We start from the raw sequence: 15,052 nt of genomic DNA, 5'->3' as shown, positions 1-15,052 counted from the left end.
CCGTTATTCCTTGCGGTCCGCGGGCGCAGCGTCGGCACCTGCATCAGCCTGCTTGGCGGGATTGAGGGTCAGGCCGGTGGCGGGATCGACGGTCACCTCGACAGTCCGGGCATTGGCGCCCGGCTTGACCTTCTGCAATCCGTCGATGATCACGCGATCGCCCGATGCAACGCCGCGCTCGACAAGCCAGTTGTTGCCGATCGCCTGAGCGACTTCGATAATGCGCTGTTCGACCTTGCCGTCCTTGTCGACGAACATGGCGGTCGCTTGCCCGAGCGGATTGCGCGACACCGCACGCTGCGGGATCATGATCGCGGTGGGATCGACACCGGCCACAACGCGCGCACGCACATACATGCCAGGCAATAGCGCCCGGTTTGGATTTGCGAAGATGGCGCGGGTGCTGACCGAGCCTGTCGCCTCGTTCACGCTGGAATCGGTGAAGCTGTATTTGCCTTTCTGATCATAGGTTTTGCCGTTCTCCAGCAACAGCTCGATCTGGACACGGCCGTCCGGCTGCTTCAACCGGCCGTTCTGAATCTGAGAGCGCAGCCGCTCCATTTCCGAGGTCGATTGATCGAGATCCACATAGATCGGATCGAGTTGCTGGATCGTGGTCAGCGCACTGGCCTGGCTCGCGGTCACCAAAGCACCCGGCGTGATCGACGACTTTCCAATGCGGCCTGAGATCGAGGCGGTCACCTTGGTGCGGTCAAGCGCGATTGCCGCGGTATCGCGATTGGCCTCAGCAGCCTTGAGATCGGCTTCGCCCTGCTTGAAGGTGGCGACGGCATCATCGACATCCTGCTGGCTGGCCGCATTGGTCTTGAGCAACTGTGTCTTGCGCTCGGCCTTAAGCCGCACACTTACGAGATTGGCCTGCGCCTTCAGAACCGCAGCCTCCGCGCTTTCGAGCGCAGCCTGATATTGAACCGGGTCGATCTCGTAGAGAAGATCGCCGACCTTCACTTCCGAACCTTCGACAAAGTTTCGCTTCTGCAGGATTCCCGTAACCTGCGGACGCACTTCCGAGACCTGGTAGGCATTGACCCGGCCGGGAAGCATCGTGGAGACCGGCGCCTCCCGTGTCTTCAGAACCAGAACACCAACTTCAGGCGCCGGCGGAGCCGCAGCTTCCTTCTTCGCCTCGCCACATCCCGTGAGCGCCAACAAGCCAACCAGGGCGAAAGGGCGCGCAAATCCAAGGCTCATCATCAGTTCACCAATACAAAACGGCGTCCGGCATCCGCGCAAATCGCGGACGACGTCGCCGTTGGAAATATGTGGAAACTCTTCGGTTTCCATGCAGGAAACTTGGTAGTTTCCTTTCGGCAAGTCAAGTGCTATACTGCGGGGGAAGTCGCTGCTCAAGCGTTTGTGAGACGGCCTCCATTAACGGAATCGATGCGCAATGGTTGCACCAGCAAGTGCGAGGAAGAATCGCGATGGCACTTTGTCGCAGGCAACGCGTCCGCCTATAGTGAACGCTGCCGCCTCAGCCGCTTCGGCTCCACCGTCCGACGAACGCACCGAGCATCTGCTCACGGTGGCCAAAGCCACCTTCACGTTGAAGGGCTTCGCGGCGACCACCATGGATGACATCGCCGGTGCGGCCGGGATGTCGAAGAAAACGCTCTACAAGATGTTCGCCAGCAAGAGCGAGCTGTTCCGCGCCATGCTGCTGCGAAGCCTGCCGCAAGTCCGCTTCGGTCACGCGGAAGCCAAAGGCACGCCGATCGACCAGTTGAGGCTATCTCTGAAGCGCATTGTCGATATAGCGCTGGCGCCCGACGAGATCGCGCTGCATCGGCTGATCATCAGCGAACGCCTGCTCTCCCCGGATATCGCCGGTATCTTCGCCGAGGTCATCTTCGAACTGGGCGCCCGGGACGTGGTCGAGGCCCTTAAGCGCGTGACACTCCGGTCCGAGCTACGCGATCAGCCCATCAAGCAGGTGTCCGAAATGCTGCTCGGAATCGTGTTCGCCAATGATCATTTCAGGCTGATGGCGGATAACAGCTATCGTCTCAACCGGCGCATGCTCAACACGCGGATCGAGTTGGCGATCGCGATGTTCTGCAAGCCTGCCTGATCACGTATCCGATTTCTTAACCGATTGATCACCATAATCGGCCAAGCTGCGCCATTGCGCGGCATACCGCCGCGCGCCCTTGGACCGGATACGGCATGTTCCAGATGTTCCTGCGGGCTCGTGCCCAGAACTATCTTCGCAGCCTTGTCGGCGAGCGTGAGTTCAGGGCGCGTTCGGCCGAGCGCGATGCCGAAACTGATCGCGAGCGGCTGGATTACGTCCTTTCGGCCCTCGATAGCGCGCTCAGCAATGCCGAAGCCGAACAGGCCGGCCTCACCCGGCGCGTTGACGATGTGCTGGCGCGCGCGGCTGTGACCTTCGGCAATGGGGACGACGAGTATCTTACGCGGGAGAAGCTCGACAGCGATCACCTGGACCTGTTCGAGACCGAAATTTCAAACGGCCAGCGCCGGTTGCGCGACCTTGCTGTCAGCATCTCGCACTTCAAGTTCCTGAAGACCGCCATGCTGTCGCGGTTTCCGGATTACAAAGGGCCGGGGTCGCGGGCGTCATCGTAACGGCAGATGCCTATTCGCTTCGGGCGGAATCCTTGGCATCGCTCCAGCGCCGCTTGAAGCCCGCCGCATCCGGCGAACTGCCATCGCGATTGCGCCGCCGCTCACCGCTGAATGTCCGCATGTGATCGTTCACGAACGACATCAGTTCGTTGCGGAAACGCTCGGCCGAGAATTTCTCGGCTTGCATGCGGCAATCGGCACGCGAAAACGAGTGTTCATTCGCCACGAAGGCACGGACGCATTCCGCAATAGCTTTCGGCTCGTTGGAATCGAAAAACATGCCGGTGCGCAATTCGGGAGAGGCAGAGACCGTCTCGCGCGCACCGCCGCGGCCGAACGCCAGAACCGGCGCACCCTCGGACTCAGCTTCGACTACGATGATCCCGAAGTCTTCCTCGGCCGCAAAGACGAAGGCACGCGCCGTCGCCATCAATTCGCGCAACTTCTCATCACTGACGAAGCCGACAAATGTCACGTTCGGGCCGGCGATTGCCTTCAACCGCTCCGCATCTGGGCCGTCGCCTGCAACGATCAGCTTCTGATCCGGCAGTTCGGCGAAGGCCTGGATCACGGCTTCGATCTTCTTGTAGGGCACCAGACGACTTGCCGCGAGGAAGTGGTCCCCGGTAGGCAGATCAGCCGGCAGCTTCGACATGGTCACCGGCGGATAGATGACCTTGGCGTCGCGGCCATAGACCTTCTTGATCCGCTTGGCGACGAAATTGGAATTCGCCAGCATGGCATCCGGTCCATGCGCCGTGCGCACGTCCCAGATCCGGATCCGGTGCAGCAGCGCCCGCGCCAACGCGCTCTTGATGCCAGCGGTGTAGCCGCTTTCATTCAGATAAGCGTGCTGCAGATCCCACGCATAACGCATCGGCGAATGCACATAGGACACGTGAAGCTGGTTCGGGCCGGTGATCACGCCCTTGGCCACCGCATAACTGCTGGAAATAACCAGGTCGTAGCCCGACAGATCGAACTGCTCGATCGCGATCGGCATGAGCGGCAAATATGTCCGATGACGTTTGCGGATGAACGGCATCTTTTGCAGGAAGCTGGTACGCGCTTTCTTGAAGCCAATCTTGGCGCGATCTTCCGGCGTCAGTACATCGAACAGCGTGAACACGTCCGCTTCCGGATAGCACTGCAATATCTCGCGCAGCACCTGCTCGGCACCGCCCAGCGTATAGAGCCAATCGTGGACGACAGCGACGCGCATAGGACCTCAGCGGCGGAAACGACGAATGTGGGCTGACCTGAAAATAGACCAATGCGCCCCTTCTACAATCCACTCCTACAACTTGCGTTAATTCGATTGCGAACTGTCGGTAAAAATTGAATCAATTCAGATGTGTTCTGATAACCTCTGCGGAAAATGCTACCCGGGTCGCAGGACGCGGTCGGCACCATGTCCATCCAGGGCAGAAGAGCGCGCATTCTGGCGCACCATCCGCGCCATTCAGGATAACGAGAGTTTTTTGCGCATGATGACGTTACGCCAGGTTGAAGTGATCCGCGCCGTCATGGTGACGGGCACCATTGGCGGCGCTGCCAAACTCCTGAATGTGTCCGCGCCCGGCATCAGCCGCCTGGTCAAATACACCGAGAAGTCGCTCGGCATCCGCTTCTTCCAGCGCCAGAACGGACGCTACTTCCCGACGCCTGAAGCGCAGAATATTTTCGAGCAGATCAACGGTGTCTACAAGAAAGTCGACGATCTCACCGAGATCATCTCGAAGATCGGCCACGGAACGCTGTCGGAATTGCGCATCGGGTCGGTTCCCAGTATCTCGCAGGTGATGGTGCCACGCGCCATCGAGCAGGTGCGGCGTCGTTATCCCGGCCTGCGGATCGACATCAACATTCTCAAGCTTGAGGAGGCCATCGACTATCTGCTGCTCGGTCGCGGCGACTGCGTCGCCATGAGCTATCGGCTCGAACATCCCGGGCTCGACTTCATGCCGCTGGCGTCCGGCGAATTGTTCTGCATCGTGCCAGAGGGACACGAACTCGCAGGTCGCAAGCAGGTGTCGGCCAAGGAGATCATCCGGTATCCCCTCATCGGCATCGACCCCAACGATCCCTACGGTCGGATCATGGCGGAGATTTTCGCCCGCAATAAACTCAAATACGACATCACCATCCGGGCGAGATTTGGCACCACGGTCTGTGCCCTGGTGAAGGCAGGGTTGGGCATCGCGGTCATCGACCAGTTCACGGTGGCCCATGGCGGCTATCCTGGCGTCGAGGTGATCCGCATCGTCGAACCCACCCGGTTCGATACCTATGTCGCCGTGAAACGCGGCGCGCCGCTGTCGCTGCATATCGAGCATTTCATCGACTGCCTGCGCACCGAGATGCGCGCAGTCGGCTCTCACAAAATTGCCGCAGCAAAGCCGGCCTCGCGCGTCCGTAAAAAATAACATCATGTTATGTTTGTTGTATAACAGGGTAATTGTGTTAGATCGCCGCCGCGCTATCTTTCTTTCAGTTTTCCGATGACCGGCTGACAGTGACCTTCGATCATGACCTCTGCGACGCCCCATACCCCGGCGACGGGCCAACGCTTCCTTACCGGCCTGCTTGGTGCCCCGATCGCGCATTCGGCGTCGCCGGCGATGCATGAGCGGGCCGCCGACGCCATGGGTGCACGCTGTTACTATCAGCTGATCGAGATCGCCGGTGCCGACCGCAGCGGATTGCGCGCCATTCTGGACGGCGTCCGTCGCCTCGGTTTTGCCGGCATAAACGTGACCTTCCCCTATAAGGAAGCCGTGGTCGATCTGCTCGACGATCTGTCCTCGGGGGCCAAAGCCATCGGCGCCGTCAACACCGTTGTGGTCCGCGACGGCAGACTGACTGGCCACAACACCGACACCACGGGCTTTGCAAGGGCCGCCAGGCAACTGGTCGCCAATTCCAACCACGGCCCGGTCGCGGTCATCGGCACCGGCGGCGTCGGCAAGGCCATCGCCTTTGCATTGGCTGATCTCGGCGTTTCGGAGATCCGGATTTTCGATACGGACACGGCCAAGGCCCGGCATCTCGTTTCCCTGCTCCAAAACAGGCAAAGCATCCGCGTGGCGGACAGCGTCGATGACGCGGTTCGCGGTGCAGTCGGCATCGTCAACGGCACACCCATCGGCATGTTGCCCAATCGCGGCACGCCGGTGCCCGATGCGCTGCTGCATGCGGAAGCGTGGGTTGCGGATGCGGTGTATTCCCCGCTGTGGACGCCGCTGCTCAACGCGGCCAAGGCCAAAGGCGCGCCGGTCATGACCGGCCGCGACCTGGCGATCTACCAAGCCGCAGATGCCTTTGAGTTGTTTACAGGATTTGCGCCTTCACCGACCGAAATGGGAATTGCTTTCGACGCCGTCATGGTCAAAAGGTACCCGACACCAAACGCAGCCTGAATGAAGCGGCCGCTCATAAGGCCGCATCGATAACCACAACAATTAGCAACAGGAGGATTCCATGAAGCCAGTGTTTTTGGCGAGCGCCCTGCTCGCAACTGTATTGACCGGTGCTGCCGTCGCGCAGTCCGGAGCCCCTATTAAACTCGCCAATGTCGCCGAGCTCTCGGGCGGCGGCGCCACCGTCGGCACCAACTGGAAGAACGGCATCGATCTCGCGATCGAGGAGATCAACTCCAAGGGCGGCGTGCTCGGCCGCAAGCTGGAAGTGACCCACGCAGACTCACAGTCGAACCCCGGTGTCGCCCGCGCCCAGGTTCAGAAGGCACTGGACGCCGAGCCTTATGTGCTGCTCGGGCCCGGCTATTCCGGCTCGGTGAAGGTCACCGCGCCGCTCGCCGCCGAAGCCGGCATCGCGCAGATCATGGGCGGCGAAGCCGCCGAACTGACGCAGGCCGGTAACAAGTTTCTGTTCCGCACCTCGTTCGGCCAGCAGTCGTCGATGCCCAAGGTCGCCAAATACATCAATGACGAACTGAAAGCGAAGTCTGTCGCCATCGTCTGGGTCAACAACGACTTCGGCAAAGGCGGGCGCGATTCCATCAGCAAGGAATTCGCCAAGTACAATATCAAGGTCGCGGCGGATCTCTCCACCGAAGCCGGCCAAGCCGACTTCGCGGCCGATGTCAGCAAGATCAAGTCGGCGGCGCCGGATGCAGTCTTCGTTTACGTCAACGAAGAAGAGAGCGCGCGCATACTCAAGGAGCTGAAGCGCCAGGGCATCACTGTGCCGCTGGTCGGCGAAACCACGCTGGTCGGACAGAAGGTCGTCGAACTCGCCGGCGACGCCGCCAATGGCGCGCGCGGCCATGTCGGCCTCACCACCGACGCGCCGGTCGAACTGATCAAGGCGTTCCGCGACAAGTTCGTGAAGAAGTACAACTACGTCCCAGACCATAACGGCCTCAAGGGCTGGCTCGCGATCTACATGATCAAGGCCACCACCGAGAAAATGGGCAAGGTCGATTCCAAAGGCTTCGCCGACGCGCTGCACGGCTTCACCATCACCGCCGCCAAGGAGCCGGGCATCCTGATGGACGCGACCTTCGACGCCAATGGCGACATCGACAGACAGGGTTTCCTCGTCGAGATCGTCGAGGGCAAGCAGGTCGTCAAGCAGGTGCTGCCAAAGCTCGGCAACTGAGGCCTCGCGTACTTAACCTCTCCCCGCTTGCGGGGAGAGGTCGGAGCCGAGCGGAAGCGAGGCTTCGGGTGAGGGGGAGCGAGTGTTTCACTCGCAAGAGCCCCTCACCCCAGCCCTCTCCCCGCAAGCGGGGCGAGGGAGCGCGCGGCCGGTGCTTTAGCTGCCGGCCATTTGGAGAACCACATGTCCAACCTTCTCGATCTCCTCATCGCAGGTCTTGCCACCGGGGCGATCTACGCGATCGTCGCCGTCGGCTTCACGCTGCTGTGGCAGACCTCGCAGACCATCAATTTCGCGCAGGGCGAATTCGTCATGCTGCCGGCCTTCCTGATGCTGGCGGTGATGCATGCTGGCGCACCGTTCTGGCTGGCGATCCTGATCGGCATCGCGCTGTCGCTGCTGCTGTTGGGCCTCGGCTTCAAGATGCTGCTGGTCGATCCGATGCTGCGCCATGGCGTACTGCCGCTGGCGATTGCGACCATGGCCCTGGCCATCGGCATCAAAGAAGCCGCCAAGCAATTCTGGAGCGCCGAAGCCTCGCCATTTCCATCGATCATCCCCGGCGGTGACATCACGATTTTCGGCCGCGTCGTCGCCCTGCAGAGCATTGGCGTGCTGGTGCTGGCGATCCTCGCCGTGCTCGGCCTGACAACGCTGCTGAACCGCACCTCCATCGGTCACCAGATGCAGGCTGCCGCGCAGAACCCGACGGTCGCGCGCATCATCGGCGTGCCCGTTGAACGCATGATCCTGCTGACGTTCCTGATCAACGCGTTTCTGGTCGCGCTGGCCTCGCTTCTCATCACACCGATCTATCTCGCTAAATTCTCCAACGGCGAAGTGCTCGGCCAAGCAGCGTTCATCGCCGCCATTGTCGGCGGCTTCAACCAGGTCCGCGGCGCCATAGCTGGCGGCCTGCTGATCGGCGTCGTCGACAATCTGTCAGCCGCCTATGTCTCCACCCAGTATCGCGCCGCCGTGCCATTGGTTCTGTTAATCGCGATCATTCTGTTTCGGCCGCAGGGCATGCTCGGCCGCCCCGAGGAGCGCACCGTATGACCGCGGCCAAGTATCTCAAGATCGGCTTCGGCATCGTTGTCATTGCCGCGCTGATCATCGTTCCGATGAACTTCAACCGCTACGGCCTGTTCATCCTCAGCCAGTGGGCTGTGATGACCATCGCCGCCATGGGGCTCAATCTGACGCTAGGCTATGCCGGGCAGGTCTCGCTGGCGCAGGGCGCCTTTGTCGGCATCGGCGCCTATACAGCGGCGATCATGACCTCCAGCGGCATGCCGCTGATCGCGGCACTCGGCGTCGCCATCGTGCTGTGTTTCGTTATCGGCTGGATCCTCGGTTATCCCGCCCTGCGCGTGCAGCATCACTACCTGGCTTTTGTCACCCTCGCATTTTCGACGCTAGCCTTCCTTGTCTTCCGCAACGAGGATTGGCTGACCAAGGGTATCTACGGCATCAGCAACATCCCTCGCCCGGAGATCTTTGGCTATCCGACGCGACGACCACTGCCGTTCTATTATGTCTGTCTGGGATCGCTCGGCATCGTCTCACTGGCCGTCTGGTGGCTGATCCGTTCGCCATGGGGCCGTGCTTTCATTGCGCTGCGCGAAAATCCCGTTCGTGCGCTTTCGCTCGGCATCGACACGCGGCGCTATACGCTGATGGCCTTTGCGATCGGCTCCGCACTCGGCGGTGTCGCTGGCACGCTCTATGCACCGCTGACCCAATATGTCGATCCCGTGCCATTCCACCTGTCGCTGTCCCTCGATCTCCTGATGATGGTGATCGTTGGCGGCTCCGGCTTCTTCTTCGGGCCCTTCCTCGGCGCGATGATCGCTGTGCTGCTGCCTGAATGGCTGCGCTTCACGCAGGGTTACTATCTCATGCTCTATGCCATCGCGGTGATCCTGCTGCTGATCTACTCACCCACCGGCATTCTCGGCATTCTCGATCGTTACATCTCCGAACGCCGCACCAAGGCCGCTTCCGCGTTGCGCGCGGTCGCCAAAGCGAAACTGGAAACGGCGCCATGACCGCAGTCCTCGAAGTCAGCAATATCCGCAAGAGCTTTGGCGGCATCACCGCCGTGAACGGCGTCTCGTTCGATGTGCAGGAAGGTGAGATCCTCGGCCTGATCGGTCCGAATGGCTGCGGCAAGTCCACTTTGTTCAATTGCATCCTCGGCCAGCTCACGCCCAGCGCTGGCGAAGTGAAGGTCGACGGCAAGGTGGTCACCGGCATGCGCCCCTCGGAGCTGAATGGCCTCGGTGTCAGCCGCACGTTTCAATTGCTGCAGGTATTCCCAAAGCTGTCGGTGCGCGAAAATCTGATCCTCGCCGGTCAGGAACACCAAGGTAACATGCTGTCGCGCCTGCTCGGCCCATCCGATGCCGGACTGACCGAGGCCGCCAACCAGATGATCGGCTTCTTCAAGCTCGACCATCTCGCCGATGAACCCGCGGGCGGCCTATCTTATGGCCAGCAGAAACTGCTCGACGCAGCGATGGCCTTCATGGGCGGACCGCGCCTCGTGCTGCTCGACGAGCCTGCCGGCGGCGTCAACCTGACCATGCTGGCGGATCTCAAGGACCGCCTCGCGGCGATCAACCGGGAGAAGCGCGCCACTTTCGTTGTCATCGAGCACAACATGGAATTCGTGATGTCGCTCTGCACACGCGTGATGGTGATGGCCGAAGGCAAGGTTCTTGCGGTGGGGCGACCGGACGAAATCCGCGCCAATCCTGCCGTGATCGAAGCCTATCTGGGACATTGAGGATAGTGCCATGAGCGATGCAATCCTGGACGTTCAGAACCTAGTCGGCGGCTACGGCAAGATGACGATTTTGAATGGCACCACCTTCTCGGTGCCGGCTGGGTCGATCACCACCGTCATCGGGCCAAACGGCGCCGGCAAGTCCACGGTGTTCAAGGCGATCTTCGGCCTGCTGAAGCTGCGCGAAGGCAAAGTCATATTCAAAGGCAAGGACGTCACCGGTCTCAGCCAGCGTGCACTACTGACGGCAGGCATCTGCTATGTCCCGCAGGGCCGCAATATCTTCCCGGAACTCACGGTCCGTCACAATATCGAACTCGGTGCCGTCGCCGCCGGCCGCGACATCACCGATCTGCCGGCCCGTATCGAGGCCGCTCTCGACAAATTCCCAGTGCTCCGCACCAAGGCCAAGCAACAGGCGTCAACCTTGTCCGGGGGCGAGCAGAAGCAGCTCGAAATCGCCCGCGGCCTCTTCCTCGATCCACAGCTGGTGCTGATCGACGAACCTTCCATCGGGCTGTCGCCGCTGATGGTGTTGCAGACGTTCAACATCCTGAAGGAACTGCGCGACCGCGGCGTCTCGATCCTGATGATCGAGCAGAACGCACGCTCGGCACTGGAGATTTCCGATTTCGGCATCGTGCTCGAACTCGGCCAGACCCGCTTGATGGACAAGGCCGACCGTGTGCTCAACGATCCGCGCATCGGACAGTTGTTCCTCGGCGGCGCCATGACGGAGACCGCGGCATGACCAAGCGTTCGATCGCCACCGTCTCGCTATCAGGCGCACTGGATGAGAAACTCCGCGCCATCGCTGCTGCCGGCTTCGACGAGGTCGAGATCTTCGAAGCGGATCTTCTGTCCTTCAATGGAAGCCCCAAGGACGTCGGCCAGATGTGCCGCGACCTCGGCCTGACCATCTGCGCTTTCCAGCCCTTCCGCGACTTCGAGGGCATGCCGGAGCCGCAGCGTAGCCGCAACTTCGCGCGCGCGGCGCGCAAGTTCGACCTGATGAAAGAATTGCAGACGGATCTGATGCTGATCTGCAGCAACATCTCGCCGGCCTCGCTTGGCGGTATCGACCGAGCCGCAGCGGATTTTCGCGAGCTTGGGGACCTCGCCGCGCAGCATGGCATGCGTGTCGGCTTCGAGGCACTCGCATGGGGCGCTCATGTCAACGACTATCGCGATGCCTGGGAGATCGTGCGCCGCGCCAATCACCCGTCGATCGGCGTGATCCTCGATAGCTTCCATGCGCTGGCCCCGGCATTTCCCGTCAGCGCCATCGCATCCATACCGGCGGACAAGATCTTTCTGGTGCAGCTCGCCGACGCGCCGAAGCTGGGCCTCGATGTCCTGTCCTGGAGCCGGCATTTCCGCTGCTTCCCCGGCCAGGGCGACCTGCCTGTGGCCAAGTTCATGGAAGCCGTGCAAGCCACCGGCTATAGCGGCGCGTGGTCGCTTGAGATTTTCAACGACCAGTTCCGCGCAGGCTCCGCCGTTCGAACGGCCACTGACGGGTTGCGTTCACTGATCCTGTTGCAGGATCAACTGGCAAAGACACCGGCCGACGCCCTGCAGCCAAAGACATCGACCCGCGGCGTCGGCTTCATCGAATTCGCCGTCAACGAGACCAAGGCGACTGACCTCGCAACGCTGCTCAGCCAACTTGGCTTTCACAAGACTGGCGCCCATCGCAGCAAGGACGTCGAGCGCTGGTCGCAGGGCGCCATCGAACTCGTGATCAATTCTGAGCCGGACGGTTTCGCGCATTCGCATTACGTGACGCATGGCCCCGGCGTGTGCGCCATCGCACTTGACGTCGGCAATACCAAGCAGGCCATGGCGCGCGCGGAAGCGTTGCAGGCGCGGACGTTCTATCAGCCAGTCGGACCGGGCGAGCTGGAAATCCCGGCGATCCACGGCGTCGGCGGCAGTCTTCTCTATTTCCTGGAAGCGGCCGGCAAGAACTGGGACGTAGATTTCGAGCCGCTCAAGAGCGATGCCGATACAGATCATCTTTCCGTCGTCGATCACATCTCGCAATCGATGCCCTATGACGAGATGCTGTCATGGCTTCTGTTTTACACCGGCATTCTCGACCTGCAGCGCCTGCCGCAGATGGAAATTCCGGACCCGGTCGGCCTCGTGCAAAGCCAGGCGCTGATATCAGCCAATCAGTCGCTGCGCATCATCTTGAACGGATCATCCGCAACGCGCACGCTGTCGAACCGCTTCATCTCGGAGTTCTTCGGTTCCGGCGTGCAACATATCGCGTTCTTGTGCGACAATATCTTTGCTGCTGTGGCCGATATGCGCAAACGCGGCGCCAAATTCCTGCGCATTCCCGACAATTATTACGATGACGTGGAAGCCAAATATGGGCTCGATGCCGAGCTGATGGCTGCGCTGCGCGACAACCAGATCCTGTATGATCGCGAAGGCGACGGCGAATTCTTCCAGATCTACACGCCGAGCTTCGATGAGCGTTTCTTCTTCGAGATTGTCGAGCGCCGCAACTATCAAGGATTTGGTGCGCCCAATGCAGGCATCCGGCTCGCCGCGCAAACGCGTGACGCGCGGCCTGTGTCCGTGCCGCGCGCCTGACGAACTCGTTAAGACTTACTTCGGCCGAACGCTTTGATCGCCGCCGGGACTGCCGGGCGGCGGAATCACCGGCGTATTGCTGCTATCCGAATTCGGCGCCGGCGTCCGCATCGCGGAATCGACATTGCTCGGCGGGCAAAGAACACCATCTGATTTCGCAAGTTTATCGCCCAGCGGTTCCGGGCTCTGGCCCGTTGTCGTACCGCTGGGAGCAATCGTCCCCTGTGGGGTTGTTTGTGTCGGCGCACAATTGGCACTTGCACGCTCGGCCGATGGCGGCGCGGTCTGTGCGGGAGGCGTGGCAGGCGTCGGCGGCGCCTGCGCGAAGGCGGCGCTGGAACCGGCGATGACAAGACCTGCGATGACGAACGACTGTTTGATCTGCATCCGGAGCAAACCGCGGGCGCGAACGGAGGTTCCGGTCCCGCGCTGCAACAGTCAGGATTTAATGTAGCGGATCAGCGAAAAATGCCCCATCGGGGGCATCGGCCGGCGCTCGGCCAGCGTGATCCCGCCATGGACCGTTGCCCAGTCCACCAGCCGCTTCCACGGAAATTCCGGTCGCCAGCCGAGCCGGCGGGCCAGCGGCGCAAAGGCCAGTTCGAAAATCTTGCGCGGACCGCTTTCGGCGCCGATGTGATTGACGAGAATGAGCTCGCCACCTGGTTTCAACACGCGGACGAAATCGTCCAGCGTCGCTTCCGGATCGGGTACGGCGGTGATGACGTATTGCGCCACGACGGCATCGAAATGATTGTCGGGGAATGCGAGGTTCTTCGCATCCATGACCGCCAGCGTTTCAACATTGGTGAGGTTGTGGGTGCGGACGCGCTCATGCGCCTTGCGCAGCATTGGCTCGGAAATATCGACGCCGCAAATCTTCGTGGTGCGGGCGTAATCGACCAGCGACAGTCCGGTGCCGACACCAACATCCAAGATGCGGCCGCCGATGCGATCGGCCTCGATGATTGTCGATTGCCGACCGCTATCGAACACCTTGCCAAAAACGAGATCGTAAATCGGCGCCCAGCGCCCGTAAGCCTTCGCGACCCCTGCGCGGTCGATATCGCCAGCCATGCCCCTACCCTGAACTCTTACACACGCATCGCTGCGACGGCGGGGACATTAGCATCGCGGGGGAGGTGCTGACAGGGCTTTTCGCCGCAGCGCTCTTGATGAAGCCGCCGCCGAGCACGCGGGCCTGACCGTCCGGCGCGTCGTAGAACACACAGGCCTGGCCGGGCGACACGCCCTCTTCGCCGCCGACCAGTTCGATCTCGTAGCTGCCATTCACAGCACGCAGCCAGGCCGGCTGCGGTCCACGGGTCGAGCGCACCTTGACGAACAGTTCAAGACCACTGCCCACGGCGCTTTCCAGCCTCCCGCCGCCGATCCAGTTGACGTCGCGCAGCACAATGCGGTGCATCCGCAAGGCCTCGCGCGGGCCGACCACCACGCGCCGGGTGATGGCGTCGAGCTTGATCACATAGAGCGGCGCGCTCGCTGCAATACCGAGGCCGCGGCGCTGGCCGATGGTGAAATGGATAATGCCGTCGTGGCGGCCGATGACATGGCCATCCATATCAACGATCTCGCCCGGCTCGAGCGCATTCGGCTTCAGACGCTCGATCACGTCGGTGTAGCGGCCGGACGGCACGAAGCAGATGTCCTGGCTGTCCTGCTTGTCGGCGACCGACAGATCGAACTGGCGGGCCAGTTCGCGGGTCTGCGGCTTGCTCATGTCACCAAGTGGAAAGCGGAGATAATCGAGTTGTTCTTGCGTGGTGGCGAACAGGAAGTAGCTCTGGTCGCGATCGGCATCGGCGGCGCGGACCATGGCGCGCGAGCCATCAGCAAGGCGGCGTGAGGCCACGTAATGTCCGGTCGCCAATGCCTGCGCGCCGAGATCGCGCGCGGTCGCCAGCAGATCACGGAACTTGACCGAACGATTGCATTCGATGCACGGCACCGGCGTTTCGCCGGAAGCATAGCTCGCGGCGAAATTGTCGATGACGGACTCGCGGAACCGGCTTTCGTAATCCAGTACGTAATGCGGAATCCCGATTCTGCTCGGCCACGTCGCGGGCATCGTGGATGTCACGGCCGGCGCAGCAAGCGCCCTTGCGGTGGGTGGCGGCGCCGTGATCGTAGAGTTGTAGCGTAATACCGACGACGTCGTAGCCCTGCGACTTCAACAGCGCAGCCGTCGCCGAGGAGTCGACGCCGCCGGACATGGCGACCACGACCCTGGTGTCCTGCGGACGGCCTTCGAGATCGAGACTGTTGAGCATGGTTTCGGTCACTGATGCGACCGCGCTGGCTACAAACCGTCGCGATCAGGAAAACGGAGCCAAATCCCGGAACTTAAGGTCGGTCCGACAATGGTTGGGATATGGCACTTTAATATAGGCCGCCTTGCGC

At 61.4% G+C, this 15,052-nt stretch carries 14 protein-coding genes and 1 pseudogene; 10 read left to right on the top strand and 5 right to left on the bottom strand.

Annotated features, from left to right (window positions below; translation table 11 throughout):
* Nucleotides 1-3: 3 nt before the first annotated feature.
* Nucleotides 4-1,215: an efflux RND transporter periplasmic adaptor subunit gene (locus RSO67_RS23035; RefSeq protein ID WP_315840722.1), complete on the bottom strand. Its 1,212-nt coding sequence runs from the start codon at nt 1,213-1,215 to the stop codon at nt 4-6.
* A 196-nt stretch (nt 1,216-1,411) separates the two neighbouring features.
* On the opposite strand from RSO67_RS23035, the gene RSO67_RS23030 reads away from it, so the two are divergent.
* Both RSO67_RS23030 and RSO67_RS23025 read left to right on the top strand, forming a co-directional pair.
* Nucleotides 1,412-2,092, top strand: a complete 681-nt coding sequence (locus tag RSO67_RS23030) for a TetR/AcrR family transcriptional regulator (protein ID WP_315840721.1) — start codon at nt 1,412-1,414, stop codon at nt 2,090-2,092.
* Between the two features lie 95 nt (nt 2,093-2,187).
* A complete protein-coding gene (locus RSO67_RS23025; protein ID WP_116661170.1) occupies nt 2,188-2,610 on the top strand; it encodes a hypothetical protein in 423 nt (140 codons plus the stop codon).
* A gap of 10 nt (nt 2,611-2,620) precedes the next feature.
* Here RSO67_RS23025 and RSO67_RS23020 read toward each other — a convergent pair whose 3' ends face one another.
* On the bottom strand, nt 2,621-3,832 hold the full coding sequence (locus RSO67_RS23020; protein WP_315840720.1) for a glycosyltransferase: 1,212 nt from the start codon (nt 3,830-3,832) through the stop codon (nt 2,621-2,623).
* A gap of 265 nt (nt 3,833-4,097) precedes the next feature.
* Here RSO67_RS23020 and RSO67_RS23015 point away from each other — a divergent pair, with 265 nt between their 5' ends.
* The 8 genes from RSO67_RS23015 to RSO67_RS22980 all read left to right on the top strand — a co-directional run bounded on the left by RSO67_RS23015 (nt 4,098) and on the right by RSO67_RS22980 (nt 12,631).
* Complete coding sequence (locus RSO67_RS23015; protein WP_068733475.1) at nt 4,098-5,036, top strand: LysR family transcriptional regulator; 939 nt, start codon at nt 4,098-4,100, stop codon at nt 5,034-5,036.
* A gap of 102 nt (nt 5,037-5,138) precedes the next feature.
* The gene (locus RSO67_RS23010; RefSeq protein ID WP_315840719.1) at nt 5,139-6,029 is read left to right on the top strand and encodes a shikimate dehydrogenase; all 891 of its coding nucleotides are present in this window, start codon (nt 5,139-5,141) and stop codon (nt 6,027-6,029) included.
* Between the two features lie 61 nt (nt 6,030-6,090).
* Nucleotides 6,091-7,233, top strand: a complete 1,143-nt coding sequence (locus tag RSO67_RS23005) for an ABC transporter substrate-binding protein (protein WP_315840718.1) — start codon at nt 6,091-6,093, stop codon at nt 7,231-7,233.
* Nucleotides 7,234-7,416: 183 nt separating this feature from the next.
* Nucleotides 7,417-8,292, top strand: a complete 876-nt coding sequence (locus tag RSO67_RS23000; RefSeq protein WP_068733471.1) for a branched-chain amino acid ABC transporter permease — start codon at nt 7,417-7,419, stop codon at nt 8,290-8,292.
* A complete protein-coding gene (locus tag RSO67_RS22995; protein ID WP_315840717.1) occupies nt 8,289-9,284 on the top strand; it encodes a branched-chain amino acid ABC transporter permease in 996 nt (331 codons plus the stop codon). The genes RSO67_RS23000 and RSO67_RS22995 overlap by 4 nt, the downstream gene beginning before the upstream one ends.
* On the top strand, nt 9,281-10,024 hold the full coding sequence (locus RSO67_RS22990) for an ABC transporter ATP-binding protein (RefSeq protein WP_089262045.1): 744 nt from the start codon (nt 9,281-9,283) through the stop codon (nt 10,022-10,024). The genes RSO67_RS22995 and RSO67_RS22990 overlap by 4 nt, the downstream gene beginning before the upstream one ends.
* Before the next feature lie 10 nt (nt 10,025-10,034).
* Nucleotides 10,035-10,775, top strand: coding sequence for an ABC transporter ATP-binding protein (locus RSO67_RS22985; protein WP_315840716.1), 741 nt, complete (start codon nt 10,035-10,037; stop codon nt 10,773-10,775).
* Complete coding sequence (locus RSO67_RS22980) at nt 10,772-12,631, top strand: bifunctional sugar phosphate isomerase/epimerase/4-hydroxyphenylpyruvate dioxygenase family protein (protein WP_315840715.1); 1,860 nt, start codon at nt 10,772-10,774, stop codon at nt 12,629-12,631. Before RSO67_RS22985 ends, RSO67_RS22980 begins: the two co-directional genes overlap by 4 nt.
* A gap of 15 nt (nt 12,632-12,646) precedes the next feature.
* Here RSO67_RS22980 and RSO67_RS22975 read toward each other — a convergent pair whose 3' ends face one another.
* The 3 genes and pseudogenes from RSO67_RS22975 to mnmA all read right to left on the bottom strand — a co-directional run bounded on the left by RSO67_RS22975 (nt 12,647) and on the right by mnmA (nt 14,922).
* Nucleotides 12,647-13,018 (bottom strand): hypothetical protein, encoded by a 372-nt coding sequence (locus RSO67_RS22975; protein ID WP_315840714.1) that lies wholly within the window; start codon nt 13,016-13,018, stop codon nt 12,647-12,649.
* Nucleotides 13,019-13,069: 51 nt separating this feature from the next.
* The gene (locus tag RSO67_RS22970) at nt 13,070-13,708 is read right to left on the bottom strand and encodes a class I SAM-dependent methyltransferase (protein ID WP_315840713.1); all 639 of its coding nucleotides are present in this window, start codon (nt 13,706-13,708) and stop codon (nt 13,070-13,072) included.
* Between the two features lie 4 nt (nt 13,709-13,712).
* Nucleotides 13,713-14,922: pseudogene (gene mnmA, locus RSO67_RS22965) on the bottom strand (tRNA 2-thiouridine(34) synthase MnmA).
* Nucleotides 14,923-15,052: the final 130 nt, after the last annotated feature.

It is taken from the genome of Tardiphaga sp. 709, from assembly GCF_032401055.1.
GTDB lineage: Bacteria > Pseudomonadota > Alphaproteobacteria > Rhizobiales > Xanthobacteraceae > Tardiphaga.
This window is presented reverse-complemented; position numbering and strand designations above follow the sequence as displayed.

Bases quoted from the DNA above. Each gene is read 5' to 3' on its own strand.
- RSO67_RS23035 (WP_315840722.1), bottom strand. From the start codon at position 1,215: ATGATGAGCCTTGGATTTGCGCGCCCTTTCGCCCTGGTTGGCTTGTTG.
- RSO67_RS23030 (WP_315840721.1), top strand. From the start codon at position 1,412: ATGGTTGCACCAGCAAGTGCGAGGAAGAATCGCGATGGCACTTTGTCG.
- RSO67_RS23025 (WP_116661170.1), top strand. From the start codon at position 2,188: ATGTTCCAGATGTTCCTGCGGGCTCGTGCCCAGAACTATCTTCGCAGC.
- RSO67_RS23020 (WP_315840720.1), bottom strand. From the start codon at position 3,832: ATGCGCGTCGCTGTCGTCCACGATTGGCTCTATACGCTGGGCGGTGCC.
- RSO67_RS23015 (WP_068733475.1), top strand. From the start codon at position 4,098: ATGATGACGTTACGCCAGGTTGAAGTGATCCGCGCCGTCATGGTGACG.
- RSO67_RS23010 (WP_315840719.1), top strand. From the start codon at position 5,139: ATGACCTCTGCGACGCCCCATACCCCGGCGACGGGCCAACGCTTCCTT.
- RSO67_RS23005 (WP_315840718.1), top strand. From the start codon at position 6,091: ATGAAGCCAGTGTTTTTGGCGAGCGCCCTGCTCGCAACTGTATTGACC.
- RSO67_RS23000 (WP_068733471.1), top strand. From the start codon at position 7,417: ATGTCCAACCTTCTCGATCTCCTCATCGCAGGTCTTGCCACCGGGGCG.
- RSO67_RS22995 (WP_315840717.1), top strand. From the start codon at position 8,289: ATGACCGCGGCCAAGTATCTCAAGATCGGCTTCGGCATCGTTGTCATT.
- RSO67_RS22990 (WP_089262045.1), top strand. From the start codon at position 9,281: ATGACCGCAGTCCTCGAAGTCAGCAATATCCGCAAGAGCTTTGGCGGC.
- RSO67_RS22985 (WP_315840716.1), top strand. From the start codon at position 10,035: ATGAGCGATGCAATCCTGGACGTTCAGAACCTAGTCGGCGGCTACGGC.
- RSO67_RS22980 (WP_315840715.1), top strand. From the start codon at position 10,772: ATGACCAAGCGTTCGATCGCCACCGTCTCGCTATCAGGCGCACTGGAT.
- RSO67_RS22975 (WP_315840714.1), bottom strand. From the start codon at position 13,018: ATGCAGATCAAACAGTCGTTCGTCATCGCAGGTCTTGTCATCGCCGGT.
- RSO67_RS22970 (WP_315840713.1), bottom strand. From the start codon at position 13,708: ATGGCTGGCGATATCGACCGCGCAGGGGTCGCGAAGGCTTACGGGCGC.